Genomic DNA, 22,222 nt, shown 5'->3' on the forward strand with positions numbered 1-22,222 from the left:
CTACGAAAAAGCCGACAGTGATGTCGGCTTTTTTGTGGGCGTTTCTGCCTTAAAACCCACGGATGATTCTGGATTTGAGATCCGTGTGGAATCGGTCGGCGTTACTCCTGTTGACGCTGCGCACCGACGCGCTACCTGTCACCGAATCCAGCGACATCGAGCGCTTGAGTGTCGATTCGTTGCGATAGGCATCGATAAAGAACTCGATGTCCCGGTCGCTGGTCAGCTTCGGCCACTTGTCCAGGTACAGCGGCAGCTCTGTCGGGCCGGTCTTGAACGAGCATATGCGTCGGTTGGTAATGGTCGCCTCGCCGATTTCGAACGGCACCCACCAGGACAGCGCGGTTTTCTCCGACACCACTGCCAGCAGGTGCGTGCATTCGCTGATGTTGCGGGTGATCACCCCGGTGATGTCGTCGGTGGTCTGGGATTCGGCATCCAGTACGTCGAGGTAGGTCTTGATGTTGGCCTGGATCAGGCGCGCGTTGATCTTGACCGCGTGGGCGCGGTCCATGTGGCGGTAGCTGATAAACACTGGCATCAGAAATGTCCCTTGATCGCGAGTTCGCGGTAATAGGCACCGAGGGCGGTGAGGCGGCAACCGGTGGAGTGGATGGCGGCGTAGTACATGTGTTCGGCGTCCACCGGTTCGACCAGGCTGTGGCGGTTGCACTTTTGCAGTTGGGCGAAGACCTCGCCCTGTTCCGGGTTGAACTCGGGTTCGGTGGGCTCAAAGCTGGGGGCAAGGGGGTACACTGACTCTGCTTCGGCAAACCATTCGGGGAGTTTGCGCAGGATTTCCTTGGGGATCAGCGGTGACACTTCACGCAGGGAAATGAACTGCGAGACGTTGGTCTTGAACACCGGACGCTGTTCCCAGGCATCAAGGGCGTTGTCGACGAAGGAATAGAGGCTGCCGGGGGTGATCTTGCCCAGGATGTTCGCTGCTCCACCGTGCAGGGCCTGGAGCAGCAATCCGGTGAACACGCCGTGCTGCACGCCCTCCATTGCCGGCTCTTCCTTTTTGCAGGCGGTCAGAATCGTCATGCCTTCTCCGACCACGCTGCCCTCACTGCGCAAGGCGCGCAGTTCGCCGGCCGAGCCGCTCTGGCAGCAGTCGAGAATGATCACTTTGTTTTTGATCTTCGTGGCCTTGCTCGCCCAGTTGAGAATGTCGCTGAGGCGTATCCCGTCCTTGGCGCTCTTGTAATCCTGCGGGATCAACATGCCTTCGTCGGTGTCGGTATCGAAGCTGCCGTGGCCGGCGAAATACAGCAGCGCGACATTGCAGTCCCCGGAAAACAGCTCGACGATCTGGTCTTCGAGTTTTTCCCGGCTCAGGTAGTCCTCGGCGGAGGTCAGTACGATGTTCTTGAAGTTCGGATCGCCATTGGCGTCGGTCCTCAACACCGAGGCCATGGCCATGGCGTCATTGCTGCAACCGCTCAGGCGCGACACATGGGTGTAGTCGTTGATGCCGATAAACAGTCCCTTGCGCATGGTTACACCGCCGTATGCTTGCGAATCGCATCGATGATGCTGTTGGTGTTCCACGCACATTCGGCATGTGCCGCGTCACGCACCACCGTGGAAATGCGCTCGGCACCGAACGGCTTGATCGCAATGATCACCTTGCCCATGCGCTTGGCGATCTCGATTTCCTTGTTGATCCACTTGCTGTACGTGGAATACATCCCGGCCATGATCAATACCGCCGAACACGGGCGGATCTTGTTTTCGATAGCCTCCTCGAGTTGTTTGTCGGTTTTTGCGCCGACAATCGGGTTGTCCGGTGGCACCGAAAAATTCTTGTAGGTGAAACCGGGCTTGGCGTTGAGCAGGCGCACGAGATTGTCGTGGGCGTCGGAGTAGTTCCACGAATGGCTGATGAACAGGTGGTAGGTTTGCATGGGTGTCCCTCGGAGTCGCTGGAGTGCGAAGAGGGTCTGAAACTAGGCTATTGGCTGGCGGCTACAAGGGGATGTGATTTAAAGAGAAATGCCCTACAAGCGTCGGTGCGGGTGTCTTACAGAAAAGTCTGATGTTTAAGCGGGGGGGGGGGAGATCCAGCCGCCGACCGCCCCGCTGCAGGCAGGGCGGTCGGCACGTCTGTTTAGTAGCCGTTTTCCGGCAGGCTGGCGATGATCGAGCGGTAGCTGTTCATCCGTTGCTGCTGCACGCGACCGTCTTCCAGGGCCTTGAGCAGGGCGCAACCGGGTTCGCGGTCATGCTTGCAGTCACGGAAGCGGCAAGTGCCGAGCAGATCGTTGAACTCGATGAAGCCGGCTTCGACGTCGGCACGGCTGACGTGGCCCAGGCCGAATTCGCGGATACCCGGGGAGTCGATCAGCTCACCGCCGCCGGGGAAGTGGAACAGGCGCGCGGTCGTCGTGGTGTGGGTGCCCTGGCCGGACAGTTCGGACAGCGGACCGACGCGGGTTTCGACATCCGGCAGCAGGCTGTTGACCAGCGACGACTTGCCGACACCGGACTGGCCGACGAACACGCTGATGCGTCCGTCCAGTTGCGTCTGCAATTGCTCCATGCCGTTGCCGTGGTGCGCCGACACTTCCAGCACCGGATAACCGAGGGTGCGGTATACCGCGAGCAAGGCATTCAGCGCAGGGGCGTTGTTTTCGTCGATCAGGTCGAACTTGTTCAGCAGCAACAGCGGCTTGATGCCTGCATGCTCGGCCGCCACCAGGTAGCGGTCGATCAGGTTTGCGTGGGGCTCGGGCAGCGGTGCAAACACGATGACGATCATGTCGACGTTGGCCGCTACAGGCTTGAGCTGGCCACGGCTGTCCGGGCGACACAGCTCGGTGTTGCGCGGCAGTTGCGCCACGATCACGCCGATGCCCTGGTTGCCGGCACGCCAGACCACCTGATCACCGGTCACCAGCGCCGGCAGGTTGGCGCGCAGGTGACAACGGAATACCTGGCCGGCCAGTTCGCCGTCGCGGGCCTCGACTTCGACCTGCACACCGAAGTGCGCGATCACCAGGCCGTGCTGTTCCGGGCCCAGATCGCCGCCCTCAAGCGCCTCGACAGCCGAGGACTCGCGTTTGGCGGCGCGGGCAGCGCGTTCGCCCTGAATCTTTTCGATGCGCCAGTTTTGACGACGATTGAGTTGGCGTTTGGCCATGGGTGTTCCGTATCAAGAATGCAGCGATTAGGTAAAACGGCCGCGAGTTTAGCACGCCCGGCTACCGGCCTAGGCTAAACTGCGCAGCATTGCCTAGGAGCCGACACATGCAAAACCCACAGAACCTTATCTGGATCGACCTGGAAATGACCGGTCTGAACCCGGACACCGATGTCATCATCGAAATGGCCACCATCGTCACAGACAGTGACCTGAACACCCTGGCCGAAGGCCCGGTGATCGCCATTCACCACAGCGACGCAATCCTCGCCGGTATGGATGAGTGGAACACCCGTCAGCACGGCGGTTCCGGGCTGACCCAGCGGGTTCGCGACAGCCGCATCAGCATGGCCGAAGCCGAAGCCGAAACCATCGCCTTCCTGGAGAAGTGGGTGCCGAAGGGCAAATCGCCGATCTGCGGCAACAGCATCTGCCAGGACCGTCGCTTCCTTTATACCCACATGAAATCTTTGGAAAGCTATTTCCACTACCGTAACCTCGACGTGTCCACGCTCAAAGAGTTGGCTGCGCGCTGGGCACCGGACGTGCGTGACAGCTTCAAGAAGGGCAGCACCCACCTGGCGCTCGACGATATCCGTGAATCCATCGCTGAGTTGCAGCACTACCGCAAGCATTTCATCAAGGCTTGAAGATGCCCGGCGAGGGCTTCTGTGGCGAGGGGGCTTGCCCCCGTTGGGGCGCGCAGCGGCCCTAAACCAGCCAGCGTGTTCTATCAGGCAAGCCGCGCGTGCTGGTTTACGACTGCTTCGCAGCCGGACGGGAGCAAGCTCCCTCGCCACAGGGTGTGTCTGCCCTCTTTTGGTGCTCCAGCGAAGTCAGTAGACTGCGCGCCTTTCTGCAAGGACCGCCACTATGCTGCTGATGCTCTATCTGATTGCCATCACCACCGAAGCCATGACCGGAGCCCTGTCTGCCGGCCGTCGTGGCATGGACTGGTTTGGTGTGGTGCTGATCGCTTGCGTCACGGCGCTGGGTGGCGGGTCGGTGCGCGATGTGCTGCTCGGGCACTACCCGCTGACCTGGGTCAAACACCCGGAATACCTGGTGCTGACCACGGCTGCCGCCATGATCACGGTGTTCACGGCGCGCTGGATGCGGCATCTGCGTTCTCTGTTCCTGGTGCTCGATGCCATGGGCCTGGTGGCGTTCACCCTGATCGGCTGCATCACCGCCCTGGAAATGGGCCATGGCATGTTGGTCGCCTCCGTCAGTGGCGTGATCACCGGCGTCTTCGGCGGCATCCTGCGGGACATTTTCTGCAACGATATTCCGCTGATCTTCCGGCGTGAGCTCTATGCCAGCGTTTCGTTTGCGGCGGCATGGTGTTACATGCTGTGTATCTACCTGCAATTACCCGGTGAACAATCGATTCTGATCACCCTGTTCGGTGGATTTTTGCTGCGCTTGCTGGCGATCCGCTTTCACTGGGAAATGCCAAAGTTTGTTTATAACGACGAGCAGTGAGTGTTGTGACTCTTACTGCTTCAAGAAAATGTGCGGTAATTATTTAACACTTTATGAACTATTACTTTTTATAAACTGATTTTTCATTTCAGTTTATAGGCTACTTGTAATGGTTGATGCATGTTCAGAGAGTTGCACTGGTAATAGTCGTAATCGACTCATCGAAGAAAAAATCCCGGACTGGCTAATCCAGGCATCAGCTCACAGACGCTTGGCGCTGCGTCGAGCGCCTGTCGCCGTTGCTGATTGGTACAGAACCGCATCAGAGGCCTCTCACGCCACCCTGGCTCAAGCTATCAAGACTGCCTGGTTGTCGCAGTCCAGGCTGGATAGAGTGTTCGAGCCGCTTGCCGATGTCCGTCGGTTTGCCGAGCCTTTGCTCCAGAAGGCATTGAAAGATCGTTTTGGTGTTGAGCTGGATGTCTCCCGAACGTTTCTGCGACTCTACCTGCCAACGGGCATTGTGAAGGGGTATCAAGTTAAAACCCTTTCCCTGCTTGATGCCGCTCTGCATAACTTCGAAATGAAAGAATCGGCGGCGAATTACTTTGACAGTGCTTCCTGTTTTATCAGCGAGCCCGATACTCGTGGCCACTTCAATATTCTGTCGATTAATGAGCGAATAGGTATTGATGCTTTTATTTCGATTTGTCGTGATCTGGATATCGGTGGCCAGTACTCACAGCAAATGGAAGCCATATTATTACCGAAGGATGCGGTAGCCAAAGCCGGCCTTGAATACAGAGTCAAAACCAGTCAAAAGGACGCGTTCAGAGCGGCTGTGTTATTGGCGCGGATGAAAGGGGATATCGGCGCGGATTCACAGGCCTTGCTGCTGCGCCTGCTTGATGGCGTGCGCAGCCCGGCCATGCATTGTTATCAATTGCAGATCATGACGGCCCGGCTGACCGGGATCATGCTGTTGGCGGGTGATCTGGAGCGTTCTTCCAGGGTTGAGCCGCTTTTGGTGTACATACCCGATGATCCACAGCACCCGATCAAGGAGTATCCGTCGACGCTGGCGTTCAAGGCAGTATTGACAGAGCAACTGCGCTCACCGGCCTACCAAAGGTTTTTTGCCCGGTTTATCGCCCATGAGCAGCGCGGGGCATTTTTTGCCGCGCTCGACCAGCAATTGAACGCTGTGAAGTGGCATCCCCCGCAACCAGCAGACCCACGACCTGCCTGGCGCAATACGCCAATTGATAAACCCGTACTGCGATTTCACGTGCATAAGGTTCAGAGTGACCCGTGGCAATGGCTGTACCAGGGCGCGCTCAACAAAATCCTCAACGATGCACGCACCATCGCTGTGCCCACGGCGGACGAAGACCGCCAGTCTCGCTGGGCGTTTTGGGACAGTGTGCAGAGGGTGGCATCCATCATCCTTCAGGTCGCCACCCTGGTAGTCATGCCGTTCGTGCCTTTCGCGGGCGAGTTGATGTTGGCCTACACAGCCTATCAACTGTTGGACGAGACCTTCACCGGCATTCTCGATTGGGCCGAGGGACAGGTCGCCGAGGCGGCCGATCATCTGCTGGGCATTGCCGAAAATCTGGCGCAGCTTGCGGCCTTCGGAACGGCGGCGGCCGTGGTTGGCAGGGTTCTGGCGGTCAAGCCATCGGCATTTGTCGAGGGGCTCAAACCGGTGATACTGCACGACAGCCGCACTCGTTTGTGGAGTCCCGACCTCAAGCCTTATGAGCAACCTCTCTCGCTACCGACGGGAGGTGCTACAGACGAACTGGGGCTTGAGCATCACGCTGGCAAGACTTTCCTCACGCTTGAAAGTCGCACCTATGAAGTGGCTGTCGACCCTGACAGCAGCGCCTACCACGTGCTCCACCCGGAGCGGCCGAACGCCTATCGGCCGCGCCTGACCCACAACGGCGAAGGCGCCTGGGCCCATGAAGTCGAGCGCCCAATGGAGTGGCAAGGTGCACAACTGTTCCGGCGCCTGGGGCACTCGGTTGCGGAATTCTCCGACGAGACGGCGCGACGCATCCTGACGGTCAGCGGTATCGACGAAGCCATGTTGCGGCACTTGCATGTTCACGCACATCGCCCACCAGCCTTGCTGGAAGATACGATCCGACGGTTCAAACTCGATCAGCGCATTCAGGTTTTTCGAGAGCAAATGCTCAGCTCTGATCCGGACATCCATGCCAAGGCTGAAGTTCAACTGCAAAAACGTTTGTTGCAGATGCAGCAGGTCAGTCTGCCCGAAGGTCAGTCAGGCGATGGCCATCTATTGGAAGCCTTGTGGGACGTCCTTGACGAGCGCGAGCAGAAACATCTTCTGGGTTTGAGCCCGGCACCGGACGACCCGCTACCAGCGCGGCATGTTCGAGCCACGTTGCTGCGTAAGAGGATGGCTCGATGGACAGAGGAATTCCGAACGTCGCTGTTCACGTTTATGGAAGAGGTGTTCGAGTCGGCGGCGGATATGGATACTCAGCAGATGCGCCGGATTTTTCCGGATCTGCCTCGAACCATTGCTCAAGAGCTATGGCGTGAAGCCAGCGCCGCCGAACGACTGCACCTGCTGAACAGGCCGGGAATGCCTCGGCGCATAGCGCATGAGGCGTTGTTTTACTTGCGCGAGTTACGGCTTAACCGCGCCTGTGAAGGGCTTTACCTGCATGCGTTATCCAGCGCAGACACCGACAGACTGGCTTTGCACATGCTCGAGTCCCTGGAAGGCTGGAAAGCCGATATTCGCCTGGAGGTGCGTGACGGGCACTTCGAAGGCTTGCTGCTGGACAGTATTGGGGCGGTCGACACGCCGATTCGTAAAGTGTTGGTCAGGCGGGGTGGGCTATATGAGGCCCATGATGAGCGGGGCGAGCTACTGCACGGCCCCGACGATCTTTTTGGCGCGATCCAGCATGCACTTCCGCAGACATGGCGCGATGCTCTGGACCTGCCGCATGTAGGTCAGGGCCGCGATCTCGAACAAGCGCTCAGGCGTCTTCCCTTGCTGCCTCGCCCTGAAGTGAGGGCACTGTTTGGGCAGCCACCACTGGAGCCTGGCAGTCGCTCTCCCATGCGGCTGGCTATCGGTCGTACCGGTTATCTGCTGGGCGGTGGCGATAGTCCTCCAGCGGAGGCCGGGTCAATCACCCAGCGTCTTCGAAGGCTGTTTCCAACGCTTGACGAAGAGCAACTCGACATCATGCGTCGAGAGCACCTGTCCGGCGATCCATCAGGGGCGGTGGCTCGCCTGGAAGGTGAACTCCTTACATTGGTCAATGACCTGGAGACCTGGGCCGCGGATGTCCCTGCCGTTCACCCGCTGACCGGGACATCCCTGAATGCCGGAGAGGTCGCCGTGCAGCGCCAGCGCCGGACGCTGTTTGCTCAGACCGTGCAGGCGAGTTGGCGTCGGCAGCTCACTGATCACAATCGTTTTGATACCGGCCGGTTTTATTCCAGGCTGGATATGCTCGGCGAGCTACCGAAGGTGACGGCCGACTTCAGCCATGTTTCCGAGTTCCTGCTGATCAATGACAGTCCGTATCTGCTCATGGGCGATTTCCTCGAAAATTTCCCCAACCTGAGGTTTCTGGCCCTCAAAGGTTTGCGACTGGACAGGTTTCCAGGTGCAGCCTTGCGTATGCGCGAATTGGTCAGCCTGAGTCTCGAAGGTTGCCATCTGCGTTTGGACGAGGCGTCCGTGGACGGTCTGGCGCACATGGAGCGACTTGAACGGCTTGACCTGGACAACAACCCGTTGGGGGTGACGCTGCATGTGGGGCACATGAAGGGGCTGGAGGAGTTGCGACTCAGATCAACGGAGTTGACGGTAGTCCCTGAAGGGTTGTTTGACCTGGAAAAACTGCGCTATGCCGACTTGAGCGGCAATCAAATCGTGGAACTGCCGGACGAATTGTTCGAGGTCGAAGACGTGCGCGAGGTCGAATACAACTTTGCTGACAACCCATTGAGTGAGTCGAGCAAAATTCGTATTGCTGCATATGATGAAAACTCCAGTCTCGACAGAAAACTATTGATTCAGGTTGATGATGGAGTTGAGGGTTTTAGTGAAAGTGAATCATCGAGTGATTCCGAGGTTGATGATAGTGGGGTGGGTAGTCCCAGTGAGGTGTCCGATGAGGAAAATTGAATATTGTTGTTTGATGTTTATTTGGGTAGCTAAAGATGCATGGAAACAATGTTTTTGGTTTTGGAAATAACCTGTAGTTCAGTGTCTGGTTTTGTCTTCTGTAGGTGTTTAGGTCGTTCATTTTAGTCGGTTGAAATGACGCAGGCTGTTTGCTATTGGTTGTCAGCGTAATGCGGGTTCTGGGTTTTTTGTTAATGCCAGGGTCTGAATTAAATGACGTTGATAAATAATGAGGCTGACTTATGAACGATATGAAAAAACCAACAGTGGCGGGTTATTCGACCCAGGATGAAATTACGATATCGAGCCTGAAAGTAAGATTCGACGCTCCCGGAGTCGAGTCTAAAAGAATTTTTGCCAACGGCAGGATGCAAGTCCGGATCTTGGTATTTGTCGTCGCGGTCAACCAGTCCGGTGCGCCGGTGCCCTTGCAGTATTTTCCGGACTTGATCAGTACACGGCTGATTCGGTTTCATGACGGCCAGCCGTTGGCACAGGACGCCTATGCAGGCGTGCCAGTGCCAGGCTGGAGCGTAAGTGTACTGGAGAACAGATATGCCCATGACATGCCGGGAACGACTCCAGCCACTGGAGGGACTGGCGGAACTACGGGCACCCCGCTTGAGTTCTGGGTGTCATCTTCAGAGATAGGGCAATTGCATATTGCGGCTGAGGTGACGGTGCAGGGCAAGGTCTATAGAAGCAACAATACGGTGAACCCTGACGGTACAATGAATAATGAAAGCATTGTCGTTAGTGCTGAGCGGAGTCCGGAATACAGTCATGAACTGTTTTCCTGGAGGTCGCATGAAATCTTCGGTGCATGGAATGGTGTCCGGTTGTTCCGTTATGACCTTGGCCTGTACTTGGGCGGGCAACAAGTAAAGCTGATTGATTGGGATACTCATCAGTACGGTGAGTCGGGCCGATGGCCGGTCAAGTTTTGCTACACAGGCATGCTTACATCGCTTCGGGGCTCAAGGTCTTTTACGGGGATAATGCTTCCCGTACGAGCAGCAGAAGTTGATGTTGTCGGTGTCAGGTTGCCTGTTATTCAACGCGTCGGAGAACTGGTTGCTTTTAAAGGTATTCCTCCGGTGTATAAATTCAGTCGTGAAGAGCTGAGGCTGGAGCCTTTCTTTTTTACCGCGTTGGATGAGTTTGGCAACACTCATCATCTGTCATTGGTTGTTGATATTCAAAGCAATGAGTTTTTGTTGGTTAGAGGTTGAGTCGAGGTTTCGGCGGTTTTTCAGCTTTATGAAGAACCATTCGCACATGACATTTGAAAGGAGTTCAAATGGCTGCTTTAAAACAGGAGAATTTTCATTCTGCGGCATTCAACTTTGAAGGTTTTCTGGCCGGGGGAGTCGATCCCCGTACGGGTATCTATACCTGTTCTCTGACGCTGGGCGAGTTGACCTCCGGAGTCATGAACGGCCCATCCTTGCCGGTCAGGCTTTTCTATAGCCCGCTCAATGGCGGCGATGACGGTTTGGGGCGGGGCTGGTCCCTGGCATTGACCCGTTACGACATCGTCAGTGGCATGTTCACGCTGTCGGCGGGGGAGCGTTACAAGGCGCGGCAGACATCAACGCAACTGGTGTTTGATGAGTTGAAGCTGGAGACGCTCAAAGTTCAGCGCTCCGGTCCAGGGCGCTTTGACGTTGTGCACAAGAGTGGTTTGCGTGAGCAGTTGCGTGTTTATGGCGACAGCGATCTGGCGGTGCCAATGAAGATCGTTGCCGCCAATGGTACGGCGATCCTGCTCGATTACACGGCGATCAATGGTGAGCCGGTCCTCGCGGCGGTGCGAGACGAACATCGGACGTTGCTGAGCATCACCCGCACCGCAGGGCAGGTGAGACTGACCCAGAATCCCGGTACTCCATGCGAAGCGACCTTTGTACTGAAGTTGGCTAACGATGCAGTGTCCACCATTCGTTTGCCGGACGGTGGGCTCTGGTCGATGACCTACGAGACCATCAAGGGGCTCGAGTGCCTGACACAAATGACCTCGCCATTGGGCGCCCGTGAGTTGATTCGCTACCAGAGTGACGGCCATCGCTTTCCTCCGGGAGCGCCGGTCCCCGCCATTCCCTATGTGATTTCACACACGGTGTTCCCCGGGCAAAAGCAGCCTGCAATCACGACGAACTACACCTACTCGCGACAGAATTTCCTGGGCTTTGATGACCCGGATATCCGCTGGTCCAAAGACGGCGATACGCTTTACCAGAGCTCGTCGGATTACCACTATGCCTCAACCGAAACGTTGATGAGGGGGCCCGTGGTGCACCGTTCCATCAAGCGAACCTACAACAAATACCATCTGCTGGTCGCGCAAGTGAGGACCTGCAATCAGAAGCTGACGTCCCAATCGATTGAGTACCACCTTGAGCCCGGCAAGAGCTTCGATCGGCAGCCGGCGCAGTTTCGGATGCCCAAGGCCCGGACGCTGCGCTATGACAATCGCAAGACCGGGGCCTCTCGCGAAGAAGTGATCAAGACCGAGTTTGACGCCTGGGGCAACCTGCTCAAACAGGTGGAAGCGAACGGCGTTGTCACCCTTTCGGAGTTTTATCCGGCGGCGGGTGCTGACGGTTGCCCTGCTGATCCTTTGGGTTTTGTGCGTTTTGAAAAGCAAAGAACCGTGCTCCCCGCATCAGGTTTTGCCGATGCCGCGACTATGCTGGTTCGCTTTCGCTACCGTTCGCTCGGGCAGGCCGGGCAGGCCGGTCACGATGTAGTCCTTGAGCAGAAAGTGCTTTATGAGCAGGCGACGGCCGGTGACCTCCGGTGTTCACAGGTCGACCTGATGTATGTCGATCAGCCAACGGACACCCTGCGTCACGGTCTGCTGAAAAAACAGACCACCACCCGTAACGGTATGGCCAATGAAACCGAGTTTTACTACACCTTCAACGATGTCTCGCTCGACCTGAAAACCATTGAGACCAGTTTTGATGGCGCCCGCAAAACATCGACCCTGACGTATTCGACACTCAACGGCTTGAAGTTGGCGGAGCAAAGCGAAGACGAAGGGCAAGTCGAATACACCTACGACGGCCTCGGTCGCGTGCTGAGTGAAACGGTCGCTTCCACATCGGCCTTCGCGGTGACGCGCAGTACGCAATATCAACTGCCGAGCATTGGTAATGTGCCGGCGGCGACGCTGACGACGGATGTCAACGGCGTACAGCAAAAGACCTGCTTCGACGGTCTTGGCCGGGTGATCTCGATCGATGAGCAGGATGCCGATCAATCAACACTGGGTGAGTTTCGCCAGGTTTATGCCACGCGCTACGACAGGCTAGGACAATTGACTGACGAAACGCTGACCGACTGGTGGCCGGGGCAGACGCGAATGCTCAACACTCATTTCGATTTCGATGACTGGGGGCAACTCAAAACCACAGTCCACCCCGATGGTCGCCAGGAACATTGCGATTATGATCCGGTCAGCAGGCAGGAGGCGAAATGGCAGGAGGGCATGGGCAAGTCGGTCACCACCTACAATGCATTCGGAAAACCCGACAGCGTTGAGCTGTTCGATACCGGTGGGCAACGCCAGGGCAAGCATCAGTATGAGTACGACGGACTGGGCCGCAGTGTCGGGCAGACCGACCCGGTCGGCAACCGGACGACTTTCGAGTATGACGTCTTCAATCGCCTGACCCGCAGCGTTCTACCCGATGCTCATGTGGTGCAGACTGAATATGCCGCTCATAGTGATGAGCCCTTGCCCATTGAGGTCACGCTGGCCGGTCGCAGTCTGGGGCAACAACGTTTTGACGGACTTGGGCGCCTGGTTCAGAGCCGTTGTGGCGGCCGGACGACCGATGCCGGATACGAGGCCGGTTTCAGCCAGCCAGCCTGGAAGCAGATGCCCAGCGGCGAGCGGATCGAGTTTCAATATGAGCACCACTTGGGTGGCCGCGTGAAGGAGCGCAAGGCGACCGGTCTGTTGGCCCGTTACGAGTATCACCCGCGACTCGGCGAATTGACCAAGTGCGTCGAGCAACAGCGCGAAACCCGACTGGAGTACTACCGGTCCGGGCGTCTCAAGCGTGAGACCTTGAAGGTGGAGGCGGTCGAGAAGAGCCTCTCCTACACGTATACGCTGCTCGGTCGGCCGCTCAGTTGCACCGATGTGCTGGGTGAGGAACACAAGACTGAATACGACGAACAAGGGCGCCCGAAATCCTTTGCGCAGCCTGCGCTCAAAGCCACGTTTGCCTACAACGCACTGGGGCAACTGTCGACCGTTGATGCACGAGCAACCGATGGCCAGGGTTCGATGGTGACCCGGTTGATCTACGATGATCTGGGGCGTGAAGTCACGCGCACATTCGAAGTGAGTGGTGGCATTACGCGGACCCTGTCGTCGAGCTACACCCTGGCGGGGAAGCTGGCGCAAAAGACCCTGAAGCAGGGAGATGAAGTCGTGCGCAGCGAGCAGTTCTCCTACGACTCGCGCGGCCGGCTTGGCAACTATTCCTGTACGGGCACACAACGACCGCTGGACGCCCAGGGCAAAGAAATCATCCGGCAGCGCTATGTGTTCGACGCCTTCGACAACATCGTGTCCCTGGAAACCGAATTTCCCGGTGGCCGCAATCTCGCGTTGTTCGAATTCAGCGCCAGTGATCCGACCCAATTGACGGGCATTCGCAACAGTCATGCGGATTACCCGGCGCCCGTCGTGTTGCAGTACGACGCCAACGGTCACTTGATCGTCGACGAACAAGCGCGTCGGCTGACTTACGATGCGTTAGGGCGCCTGACTCAGGTGGCGGGTGCCGTCGGGGTGGTGGTACGCAGCTATCACTACGATGCGCGGGATCAATTGGCGGAACTGTCGCAGCCGTCAGGCACGGCGATCCAGCGTTTCTACCGGGCCGGGCGGGCGATCAACGAAATCTGTGGTCCGGACGCCAGCACTTCATTGCGTCAGGACGACATTTTGCTGGGCCAGGACCGCAAGGGCGACGCTGCCGGCGTTCGCTTGCTGGGTATCGATCAGCAACAGACCACGCTGACCGAGCTTCTGGCTGGACAGAGTCGCCATTTGGCCTACAGCCCTTATGGACATCGTCCGGCGGAAGGCGGGCTGTTCAGCCTGTTGCGTTTCGCCGGCGAATCACTCGATCCGCAGACCGGTTTGTATCTGCTGGGTAATGGCTATCGGGCCTACAGCCCGGCGCTGATGCGATTTATCAGCCCGGACAACCTGAGTCCCTTCGGCACCGGTGGCTTGAACCCCTATGCCTACTGCGCGGGCGACCCGATTAACCGAGTAGACCCGACCGGGCACATTTGGCAATCGTTGCTTGGCATCGCCTTGTCCGTTGCCGGCTTGGCTCTCAGTGTTGTCACCCTGGGCGCGGCCACGCCCTTGGCATTGTTGAGCATATCGCTCGCAGCCACATCGACCGCGTTAGCAATTTCCGGGATTGTCGTGGATGAACTTGCGCCGGATTCTGGTGTTGGTGACGCACTGGGCTGGGCGAGTCTGGTCACGGGCGGGTTGTCCGCAGCCTGCGGGGTAGGTGCCTTGGGTCGAAGTGCGGTCAAGGCAGGCAACAGGCTGGCCGGGGCCTACAAGTCGGGGCTGAGCAGCGATCCAAAAGCGGCGGCCAAGGCGATGGCCAGCGGGATGGGAAAGGCCAAAAAAGCCTCGGGCATCGTCAAGGGCAAGGGGGCCAAAAAGGCCGCGAAGGCAGCCCAGGCCGGTGAAAGCGGTCCGAGTACCCCGACGCGGTGGACGCGAACCGGTATTGGTGACGAGTCAATCCCGTCAGACCTGAAGCCGGCCTACCGGGGCGAATGGGAGAAGTTCAAAGGCGGTCTGGATCAGGGGCTTCATCCCAAGCAGGCGGCCGAGCTGATGGATGACCCGTTTTTCAAGAAACTGAGTGGCGCCAATAATCAATGGACGGTGCGCATCGGAGGCAAGGACCGTGTTTCGTTCGCGATCCACGACAGAAGCCACGAAGTGCAGATCCTGCAAATCGGCGGGCATCCCTGATTTGTTTACATTGGCGCAGGTTACAGCGGCGTTGCCTGCCGCTCGGCATGCTGGCGTAGCGCCCACTCCACATGCTCCCTGACCAACTCCGACGGATACTCCCGTCGCGCCTTCAGCGCCTCCAGCACCGGGATCGTTGAAGGCGCATTCCCCAGCCCCACCGCCAGGTTGCGCAACCAGTTTTCGTAACCGGTCCGGCGCAGCGGCGAGCCTTCGGTGCTGCTGAGAAATTTCTCTTCATCCCACATGAACAGTTCCGCCAGCCCGGCATTGTCCAGATTGTGCCGCGGCTTGAAGTCGCTTTCACCGGACGGGCGGGCGAAGCGGTTCCATGGGCAGACGATCTGGCAGTCATCGCAACCGAACACCCGGTTGCCGATCAGCGGCCGCAAGTCTTCAGGGATCGCGCCTTTGAGTTCGATGGTCAGGTAGGAAATGCAGCGTCGGGCATCCAGCACATAGGGGCCGACGAAGGCGTTGGTTGGGCAGATGTCGAGGCAGGCGCTGCACCGCCCGCAGTGTTCGGTGGCGTGGGGCGGGTCGACCGGCAGCGGCAAGTCGACGAACAGTTCGGCGAGGAAGAAATAGCTGCCTGCCTTGCGATTCAAGACCAGGGTATTTTTGCCGATCCATCCAAGACCCGCCTGTTCGGCGATGGCTTTTTCCAGCACCGGCGCGCTGTCGACGAAGGCACGAAAGCCGAACGGGCCGATCTCGGCCTGAATTTTTTCCGCCAGTTGTTGCACGCGTTTGCGGATCAGCTTGTGGTAATCACGGCCCAGAGCATAACGGGAGACGTAGGCTTTTTCCGGTTGGGCCAACACTTTCGCCATTTGGGTGTCGCCGGCCAGGTAGTCCATGCGCAGCGAAACCACGCGCAACGTACCCGGCACCAGCTCTTCCGGGTGCGAGCGTTTGCTGCCGTGGGCGCCCATGTAGTCCATTTCGCCGTGGTAGCCGGCTTCGAGCCAGCGTTCCAGGTGCTGCTCATGCTCGGCCAGGTCGAGGCCGCTGATGCCGACTTGCTGGAAGCCCAGCTCGCGACCCCAGTCCTTGATGGATTGGGCGAGAGCAGGCAGGTCTGTGGTAATAGCGGGCATGAGACGAGAGAAACCGGAGCTGAGGTGCGTATAATTCTGCCAGACATCGGAGCCCGAAGACGCATGCCGCACACTAAAGATGAATTACCCGACGCGCTGTATAGCGCCGCCCAGGTACGAGCACTCGACGCGAGCCTAATTGCCGCCGGCACAGCGGGCTTCGAATTGATGCAGCGCGCGGCGCGAGCGACGTGGCGGGCGCTGGTGCGGCAATGGCCGACAGCGAACGAACTGAGCGTACTGGCCGGACATGGCAACAACGCCGGGGACGGGTATCTGGTGGCCGTATTGGCCCAGCGTGCCGGTTGGTCGGTGCGGGTGCTGGCGGTAGGGGAACCGCAGCGCTTGCAGGGTGATGCGGCGTTGGCCCATGCCGAGGCGGTGTCTGAAAAAGTGGTCATCGAGCCCTGGACGGCACAATCCGGATTGCGCGGCATTGTGCTGGATGCTTTGCTTGGCACCGGTTTGAGCGGCGATGTCCGTGAGCCGTATACCAGCGCCATCGCCGCGATCAATGCCAGCGGGCTGCCGGTTGCGGCGGTGGATATTCCGTCAGGATTGTGCGCGGATACGGGCCGCATCCTTGGTCATGCCGTGCATGCCGACCTGACGGTCACGTTCATTGGCTTGAAGGTGGGGTTGTTCACCGGCGAGGCGGCCAATGTGGTCGGTGAACTGCTGTTCAACGACTTGCACGCTGACCCACAGCTGATAGAGGGCGCTGCTTTCGCCGCCCGTCGCCTGACCGCTGCTAACCTGCAGCGTCCAACGGCGCGGGCACAGGCTTCCCATAAAGGTAAGTTCGGCCATGTGTTGCTGATCGGTGGCGACCGTGGGTTGGGTGGCGCGATTCTGCTGAGCGCGCAAAGTGCGCTGCGTAGCGGGGCGGGCATGGTGTCGGTGGCGACTCGCAGCGAACACGTGTGCGCCGCGCTGGCGCGGATCCCCGAGGCGATGGTGCTGGGCACTTCGTCGGCCAATCAGTTGATGGGTTTGCTTCAAAAAGTTTCTGTGTTGGTTGTCGGTCCGGGGCTGGGCCAGGCTGGCTGGGGGCGCAGCTTGTTGTCGGCCGCTGCCAATGCACCGCTGCCGCAAGTCTGGGACGCCGATGCGCTGAACATGTTGGCCGAGGAGCGTGTGAGTTTGCCCGGCAATTGCGTGATCACTCCGCATCCGGGCGAAGCGGCACGTTTGCTTGGGGTGAGCACTGCCGACGTTCAGTCTGACCGTCCCGCCGCAGCCCATGCCTTGAGTAAAAAATATACAGCTGTCGTCGTACTGAAAGGTGCCGGCAGCCTGATCGCTCATCCCGATGGGCGTCTGGCGCTGTGTCGTCAGGGGCACCCGGCCATGGCCACCGCCGGTTTGGGCGATGTATTGGCCGGTCTGGTCGGCGCATTGCTGGCCCAGGGCATGGAGCCATTCGACGCAGCATGCCTGGCGGTCTGGTTGCACGCCAATGCCGGCGAGCAACAAGGAAAATTCGGCCGTGGGCTGGCGGCCAGTGATCTGATTCCAGCCATTCGTCAGTTGTTGGAGGAGCAAGCACCGTGTCTGAAGTAACCCTGTACCTGGCTGATGAGCAGGCCATGAGCGACTTTGGCGCACGCATTGCCCGAATCACCCAAGGCCATGGCCTGATTTTCCTTGAGGGCAACCTGGGGATGGGCAAAACCACGTTGTCCCGAGGCATCATCCGCGGTCTGGGGCATGTCGGGGCAGTCAAAAGCCCGACCTTCACCCTGGTCGAGCCTTACGAGATCGGCGACATTCGCGCCTTCCATTTCGATTTGTACCGTCTGGTCGATCCGGAAGAGCTAGAGTTCCTCGGTATCCGCGACTACTTCGAAGACGATGCCCTGTGTCTGATCGAATGGCCCGATAAAGGTGCAGGCTTTTTGCCAAAGCCTGACCTGACCATTACCATTAGCCCGCAAGACAGCGGGCGTTCGCTGAAAATTTTATCCCAGGGCTCGCGTGGCGAGGCCTGGTGTGCCGCTTTGGCATTGGAATCCAAATAGATGATGGGGTTAGGTATGCGCTTTCGCGCGTTGGTGGCTGCCGTAGGGGTGTTGTTTTTGGCGGTGACCGTCGACGCTGTGGCCGATTCGAAGGTCAACAGTGTTCGTCTGTGGCGGGCACCGGACAACACTCGACTGGTGTTTGACCTGACTGGCCCGGTGCAACACAGCGTCTTTACCCTGACGGCTCCGGATCGCCTGGTCATCGACATCAATGGCGCGACCCTCGGTGCGCCGCTCAACGTCAACACCTCGAACACCCCGATTACCGCCATGCGCTCGGCCCAACGCACACCGACCGACCTGCGGGTGGTCATCGACCTGAAAAAGGCCGTGACGCCGAAAAGCTTCTCCCTGGCGCCGAACGCCCAGTACGGCAACCGGTTGGTGGTCGATCTGTTCGATAACGCCGCAGACGCCGCGCCTCCTCCAGCACCGACACCGTCGGTCGCCACGGTGCCCGCCGTGCCGGTCTCGCCTGTGGAACCGGCGATCAAGCTGCCGCCGGCTCCGGCCGGCAAACGCGACATCATTGTGGTAATCGACGCCGGTCACGGCGGCGAAGACCCGGGTGCCTCGGGCTCCCGCGGTCAACGGGAAAAAGACGTGGTACTGGCCATCGCCCGTGAACTGCAACGGCAGGTCAGCGGTATGAAAGGCTTCCGCGCCGAACTGACCCGTACCGGCGACTACTTCATTCCGTTGCGCGGCCGTACTGAAATCGCCCGCAAGAAAGGCGCCGACCTGTTCGTCTCGATCCACGCCGACGCCGCACCCTCCGCTGCCGCGTTCGGTGCCTCGGTGTTTGCCCTGTCCGATCGCGGCGCGACTTCCGAGACCGCCCGCTGGCTGGCCGACAGCGAAAACCGTTCCGACTTGATCGGTGGTGCCGGCAACGTCAGCCTCGATGACAAGGACCGCATGCTCGCTGGCGTATTGCTCGATTTGTCGATGACGGCATCCCTGACCTCCAGCCTGAATGTCGGCCAGAAAGTTTTGAGCAACATTGGCCGGGTGACACCGTTGCACAAGCAACGGGTTGAGCAAGCCGGGTTCATGGTGCTGAAGTCGCCGGATATTCCGTCGATCCTGGTGGAAACCGGGTTCATCTCCAACGCCAACGAAGCCTCGAAGCTTGCGGCGTCGAGCCACCAGCAGGCGCTGGCGCGTTCGATCAGCAGTGGCGTGCGCCAGTTCTTCCAGCAGAACCCGCCGCCGGGCACTTACATTGCCTGGCTGCGCGATTCCGGCAAGATTGTGCAGGGGCCGCGTGACCACCGCGTCAACCCGGGCGAGACCCTGGCGATGATCGCCGTGCGCTATCAGGTATCGCCCGCGACCCTGCGCAGCGCCAACAACCTGTCGAGCGATGAACTCAAGATCGGTCAGCACCTGACGATTCCGGGCACTGAACTGGCGGCCAAAGAATGAATCAGGTTGTGAACAGCGGCGCTCGAATCGAGCTGCTCAGCCCGCGACTGGCGAACCAGATTGCCGCGGGTGAGGTGGTCGAGCGCCCGGCTTCGGTGATCAAGGAGCTGCTGGAAAACAGCCTCGACTCCGGCGCCAAACGCATCGACGTCGATGTGGAGCAGGGCGGCGTCAAGCTGCTGCGGGTGCGCGACGATGGCAGCGGCATTTCCGCCGATGACCTGCCGCTGGCCCTGGCCCGTCACGCCACCAGCAAGATCCGTAACCTGGAAGACCTCGAACAGGTCATGAGCCTGGGGTTTCGCGGCGAGGCCCTGGCATCGATCAGTTCCGTCGCGCGCCTGACCCTGACCTCCCGAACCCGCGACGCCGATCAGGCCTGGCAGGTCGAGACCGAGGGTCGTGACATGGCGCCCCGTGTGCAGCCTGCGGCCCACCCGGTGGGCACTTCGGTTGAAGTGCGCGACTTGTTTTTCAACACGCCGGCGCGGCGCAAGTTTCTCAAAACCGAAAAAACCGAATTCGATCACCTGCAAGAAGTGATCAGGCGCCTGGCCCTGGCGCGCTTCGATGTGGCGTTCCATCTGCGCCACAATGGCAAGACCATCCTCAGCCTGCACGAGGCCCATGATGATGCGGCCCGTGCCCGGCGCGTGGCGGCGATCTGCGGGCCGGGTTTCCTGGAGCAGGCACTGCCAATCGAAATCGAGCGCAACGGCCTGCATCTATGGGGCTGGGTCGGCCTGCCGACCTTCAACCGCAGCCAGGCCGACTTGCAGTATTTCTTCGTCAATGGCCGTGCCGTGCGCGACAAACTGGTGGCCCACGCGGTGCGCCAGGCCTATCGCGACGTGCTGTTCAACGGTCGGCACCCGACCTTCGTGCTGTTTTTCGAAGTCGATCCGACCGGTGTCGACGTCAACGTGCACCCGACCAAGCACGAAGTGCGCTTCCGTGAGGGGCGCATGGTTCACGATTTCCTCTACGGCACCTTGCACCGCGCCTTGGGCGATGTGCGCCCCGACGATCAACTGGCGGCACCGGTTGCCACGGCCATCGTCCGGCCTACCGGCCTCGAAGCCGGTGAATTTGGGCCCCAGGGAGAAATGCGCCTGGCCGCCAATGCGCTGCTGGAACAGCCCCAGGCTCAGCCGTCGTTCAATGCACCGGCGGGTTCGGGAGCTGGCGCGGGTTATCAGTATCAATACACGCCGCGACCGCAGTCCGGTGTGCCTGTCGCCGAAGCACAGGCCGCCTATCGCGATTTTTTTGCGCCGCTGCCCGAGGCCAATGCCGTCGCGCTGCCGGCCGGGCAGGACGACATCCCGCCGCTGGGTTATGCGCTGGCACAACTCAAGGGCATCTACATTCTTTCGGAAAACGCCCAGGGCCTGGTGCTGGTGGACATGCATGCGGCCCACGAGCGGATCATGTACGAGCGTCTGAAGGTGGCGATGGCCAGTGAGGGCCTTAGCGGCCAGCCATTGCTGGTGCCGGAGTCCCTGGCCGTCAGTCAGCGTGAAGCCGATTGTGCCGAGGAGCACGTCGCCTGGTTCCAGCGCCTGGGCTTTGAGTTGCAACGCCTGGGCCCGGAAACCCTGGCGATCCGGCAGATTCCGGCACTGCTCAAGCAGGCCGAAGCCAACCGGCTGGTCGCCGACGTCCTGGCGGATCTGATGGAGTTCGGCACCAGCGACCGCATTCAAGCGCACCTGAACGAATTGCTCGGGACCATGGCCTGCCACGGCGCGGTTCGTGCGAATCGGCGCCTGGCTCTGCCGGAAATGAACGGTCTGCTGCGTGACATGGAAAACACCGAGCGCAGCGGTCAATGCAACCATGGCCGACCGACCTGGACCCAGCTGGGCCTGGACGATCTGGACAAACTGTTCCTGCGCGGTCGTTGATGAGCCAGTTCCCACCTGCGATTTTCCTGATGGGCCCGACCGCCGCCGGCAAGACCGACCTGGCTATCGAACTCACCAAGGTCCTGCCTTGCGAGTTGATCAGTGTCGATTCGGCGCTGGTCTACCGTGGCATGGACATCGGCACCGCCAAGCCTTCCAAAGAGCTGCTGGCGCAATACCCGCATCGCCTGATCGATATTCTCGACCCGGCCGAGAGCTATTCGGCCGCGGATTTCCGCCGTGACGCCCTGGAAGCCATGGCCGATATCACCGCGCGCGGAAAAATTCCGCTGCTGGTGGGCGGCACCATGCTCTATTACAAGGCTTTGGTTGAAGGCCTGGCAGATATGCCGGCCGCCGATCCCGAGGTCCGCGCGCAAATCGAAGAAGAGGCTGCACGCCTTGGCTGGCAAGCCTTGCACGAACAATTGGCGGTGATCGATCCGGAGTCCGCGGCGCGAATACATCCGAACGATCCCCAGCGATTGAGTCGAGCACTGGAAGTTTATCGTGTCAGCGGTCAAAGCATGACCGCCCTACGATTGCAACAATCTGTGCAAAGTACTGAAGCAGCCGCTTCGGGACTGCAACAATTGCCCTATACTGTCGCGAACTTGGCCATTGCTCCGGCAAATCGCCAGGTACTGCATGAGCGAATTAAACAAAGATTCACTTTAATGTTGGAACAGGGATTCATTGACGAGGTCGTAGCCCTGCGTAATAGAGGTGACCTGCATGCCGGGTTGCCGTCTATACGTGCAGTAGGCTACCGCCAAGTCTGGGACTACCTGGATGGCAAGCTGACGTCAGCCGAGATGCAGGAGCGTGGAATCATTGCCACGCGCCAATTGGCGAAACGCCAGTTCACCTGGCTGCGCAGTTGGACTGATCTGCATTGGCTGGACAGTCTGGATTGCGACAATCTGCCGCGCGCCTTGAAATACCTTGGGACCATCTCCATATTGAGCTGAGTCCT

Annotated in this window: 15 protein-coding genes; 10 read left to right on the plus strand and 5 right to left on the minus strand. The window is 59.3% G+C overall.

All coding sequences use genetic code 11. From position 1 onward, the window contains the following. Nucleotides 1–49: 49 nt before the first annotated feature. The 4 genes from KGB07_RS19810 to rsgA all read right to left on the minus strand — a co-directional run bounded on the left by KGB07_RS19810 (nt 50) and on the right by rsgA (nt 3,145). Entirely contained in the window at nt 50–541 is a 492-nt protein-coding gene (locus KGB07_RS19810) for a toll/interleukin-1 receptor domain-containing protein (protein WP_223466332.1), read from the minus strand. Then, on the minus strand, nt 541–1,500 hold the full coding sequence (locus KGB07_RS19815) for a caspase domain-containing protein (protein WP_046039804.1): 960 nt from the start codon (nt 1,498–1,500) through the stop codon (nt 541–543). Before KGB07_RS19815 ends, KGB07_RS19810 begins: the two co-directional genes overlap by 1 nt. A gap of 2 nt (nt 1,501–1,502) precedes the next feature. Continuing rightward, a complete protein-coding gene (locus KGB07_RS19820; RefSeq protein WP_046039806.1) occupies nt 1,503–1,910 on the minus strand; it encodes a TIR domain-containing protein in 408 nt (135 codons plus the stop codon). Nucleotides 1,911–2,113: 203 nt separating this feature from the next. Then, nucleotides 2,114–3,145, minus strand: coding sequence for a small ribosomal subunit biogenesis GTPase RsgA (gene rsgA, locus KGB07_RS19825; RefSeq protein ID WP_007978809.1), 1,032 nt, complete (start codon nt 3,143–3,145; stop codon nt 2,114–2,116). A 107-nt stretch (nt 3,146–3,252) separates the two neighbouring features. Here rsgA and orn point away from each other — a divergent pair, with 107 nt between their 5' ends. The 5 genes from orn (at nt 3,253) to KGB07_RS19850 (ending at nt 14,787) form a co-directional block, all read left to right on the plus strand. Further along, nucleotides 3,253–3,795: an oligoribonuclease gene (gene orn / locus KGB07_RS19830; RefSeq protein WP_046039808.1), complete on the plus strand. Its 543-nt coding sequence runs from the start codon at nt 3,253–3,255 to the stop codon at nt 3,793–3,795. A gap of 223 nt (nt 3,796–4,018) precedes the next feature. Continuing rightward, nucleotides 4,019–4,630: a trimeric intracellular cation channel family protein gene (locus KGB07_RS19835; RefSeq protein WP_046039809.1), complete on the plus strand. Its 612-nt coding sequence runs from the start codon at nt 4,019–4,021 to the stop codon at nt 4,628–4,630. Nucleotides 4,631–4,964: 334 nt separating this feature from the next. Next, the gene (locus KGB07_RS19840) at nt 4,965–8,756 is read left to right on the plus strand and encodes a leucine-rich repeat domain-containing protein (RefSeq protein WP_223466333.1); all 3,792 of its coding nucleotides are present in this window, start codon (nt 4,965–4,967) and stop codon (nt 8,754–8,756) included. 242 nt (nt 8,757–8,998) lie between these two features. Further along, nucleotides 8,999–9,988: a hypothetical protein gene (locus tag KGB07_RS19845; protein WP_223466334.1), complete on the plus strand. Its 990-nt coding sequence runs from the start codon at nt 8,999–9,001 to the stop codon at nt 9,986–9,988. A 68-nt stretch (nt 9,989–10,056) separates the two neighbouring features. Next, nucleotides 10,057–14,787, plus strand: coding sequence for an RHS repeat-associated core domain-containing protein (locus tag KGB07_RS19850; protein ID WP_223466335.1), 4,731 nt, complete (start codon nt 10,057–10,059; stop codon nt 14,785–14,787). A gap of 20 nt (nt 14,788–14,807) precedes the next feature. On the opposite strand, the gene queG is transcribed toward KGB07_RS19850, so the two are convergent. After that, nucleotides 14,808–15,887 (minus strand): tRNA epoxyqueuosine(34) reductase QueG, encoded by a 1,080-nt coding sequence (gene queG, locus KGB07_RS19855; RefSeq protein WP_046039815.1) that lies wholly within the window; start codon nt 15,885–15,887, stop codon nt 14,808–14,810. A gap of 63 nt (nt 15,888–15,950) precedes the next feature. On the opposite strand from queG, the gene KGB07_RS19860 reads away from it, so the two are divergent. Genes KGB07_RS19860 through miaA form a run of 5 tightly spaced genes read left to right on the plus strand, consistent with a single transcriptional unit; the run spans nt 15,951 to nt 22,217 of the window. Then, nucleotides 15,951–17,450 carry an NAD(P)H-hydrate dehydratase gene (locus KGB07_RS19860; protein WP_223466336.1) on the plus strand — a complete coding sequence of 500 codons (1,500 nt, stop codon included), beginning with the start codon at nt 15,951–15,953 and terminating at the stop codon, nt 17,448–17,450. Then, nucleotides 17,438–17,908, plus strand: a complete 471-nt coding sequence (gene tsaE, locus KGB07_RS19865; RefSeq protein WP_007973252.1) for a tRNA (adenosine(37)-N6)-threonylcarbamoyltransferase complex ATPase subunit type 1 TsaE — start codon at nt 17,438–17,440, stop codon at nt 17,906–17,908. Before KGB07_RS19860 ends, tsaE begins: the two co-directional genes overlap by 13 nt. Next, nucleotides 17,909–19,339 carry an N-acetylmuramoyl-L-alanine amidase gene (locus KGB07_RS19870; protein WP_046039818.1) on the plus strand — a complete coding sequence of 477 codons (1,431 nt, stop codon included), beginning with the start codon at nt 17,909–17,911 and terminating at the stop codon, nt 19,337–19,339. Beyond that, a complete protein-coding gene (gene mutL / locus KGB07_RS19875) occupies nt 19,336–21,246 on the plus strand; it encodes a DNA mismatch repair endonuclease MutL (RefSeq protein WP_263290467.1) in 1,911 nt (636 codons plus the stop codon). The genes KGB07_RS19870 and mutL overlap by 4 nt, the downstream gene beginning before the upstream one ends. Then, nucleotides 21,246–22,217 carry a tRNA (adenosine(37)-N6)-dimethylallyltransferase MiaA gene (gene miaA, locus KGB07_RS19880; protein ID WP_046039821.1) on the plus strand — a complete coding sequence of 324 codons (972 nt, stop codon included), beginning with the start codon at nt 21,246–21,248 and terminating at the stop codon, nt 22,215–22,217. Before mutL ends, miaA begins: the two co-directional genes overlap by 1 nt. The last annotated feature ends 5 nt before the right edge of the window (nt 22,218–22,222 follow it).

Source organism: Pseudomonas sp. GL-RE-26, assembly GCF_019956275.1.
GTDB lineage: Bacteria > Pseudomonadota > Gammaproteobacteria > Pseudomonadales > Pseudomonadaceae > Aquipseudomonas > Aquipseudomonas grandcourensis.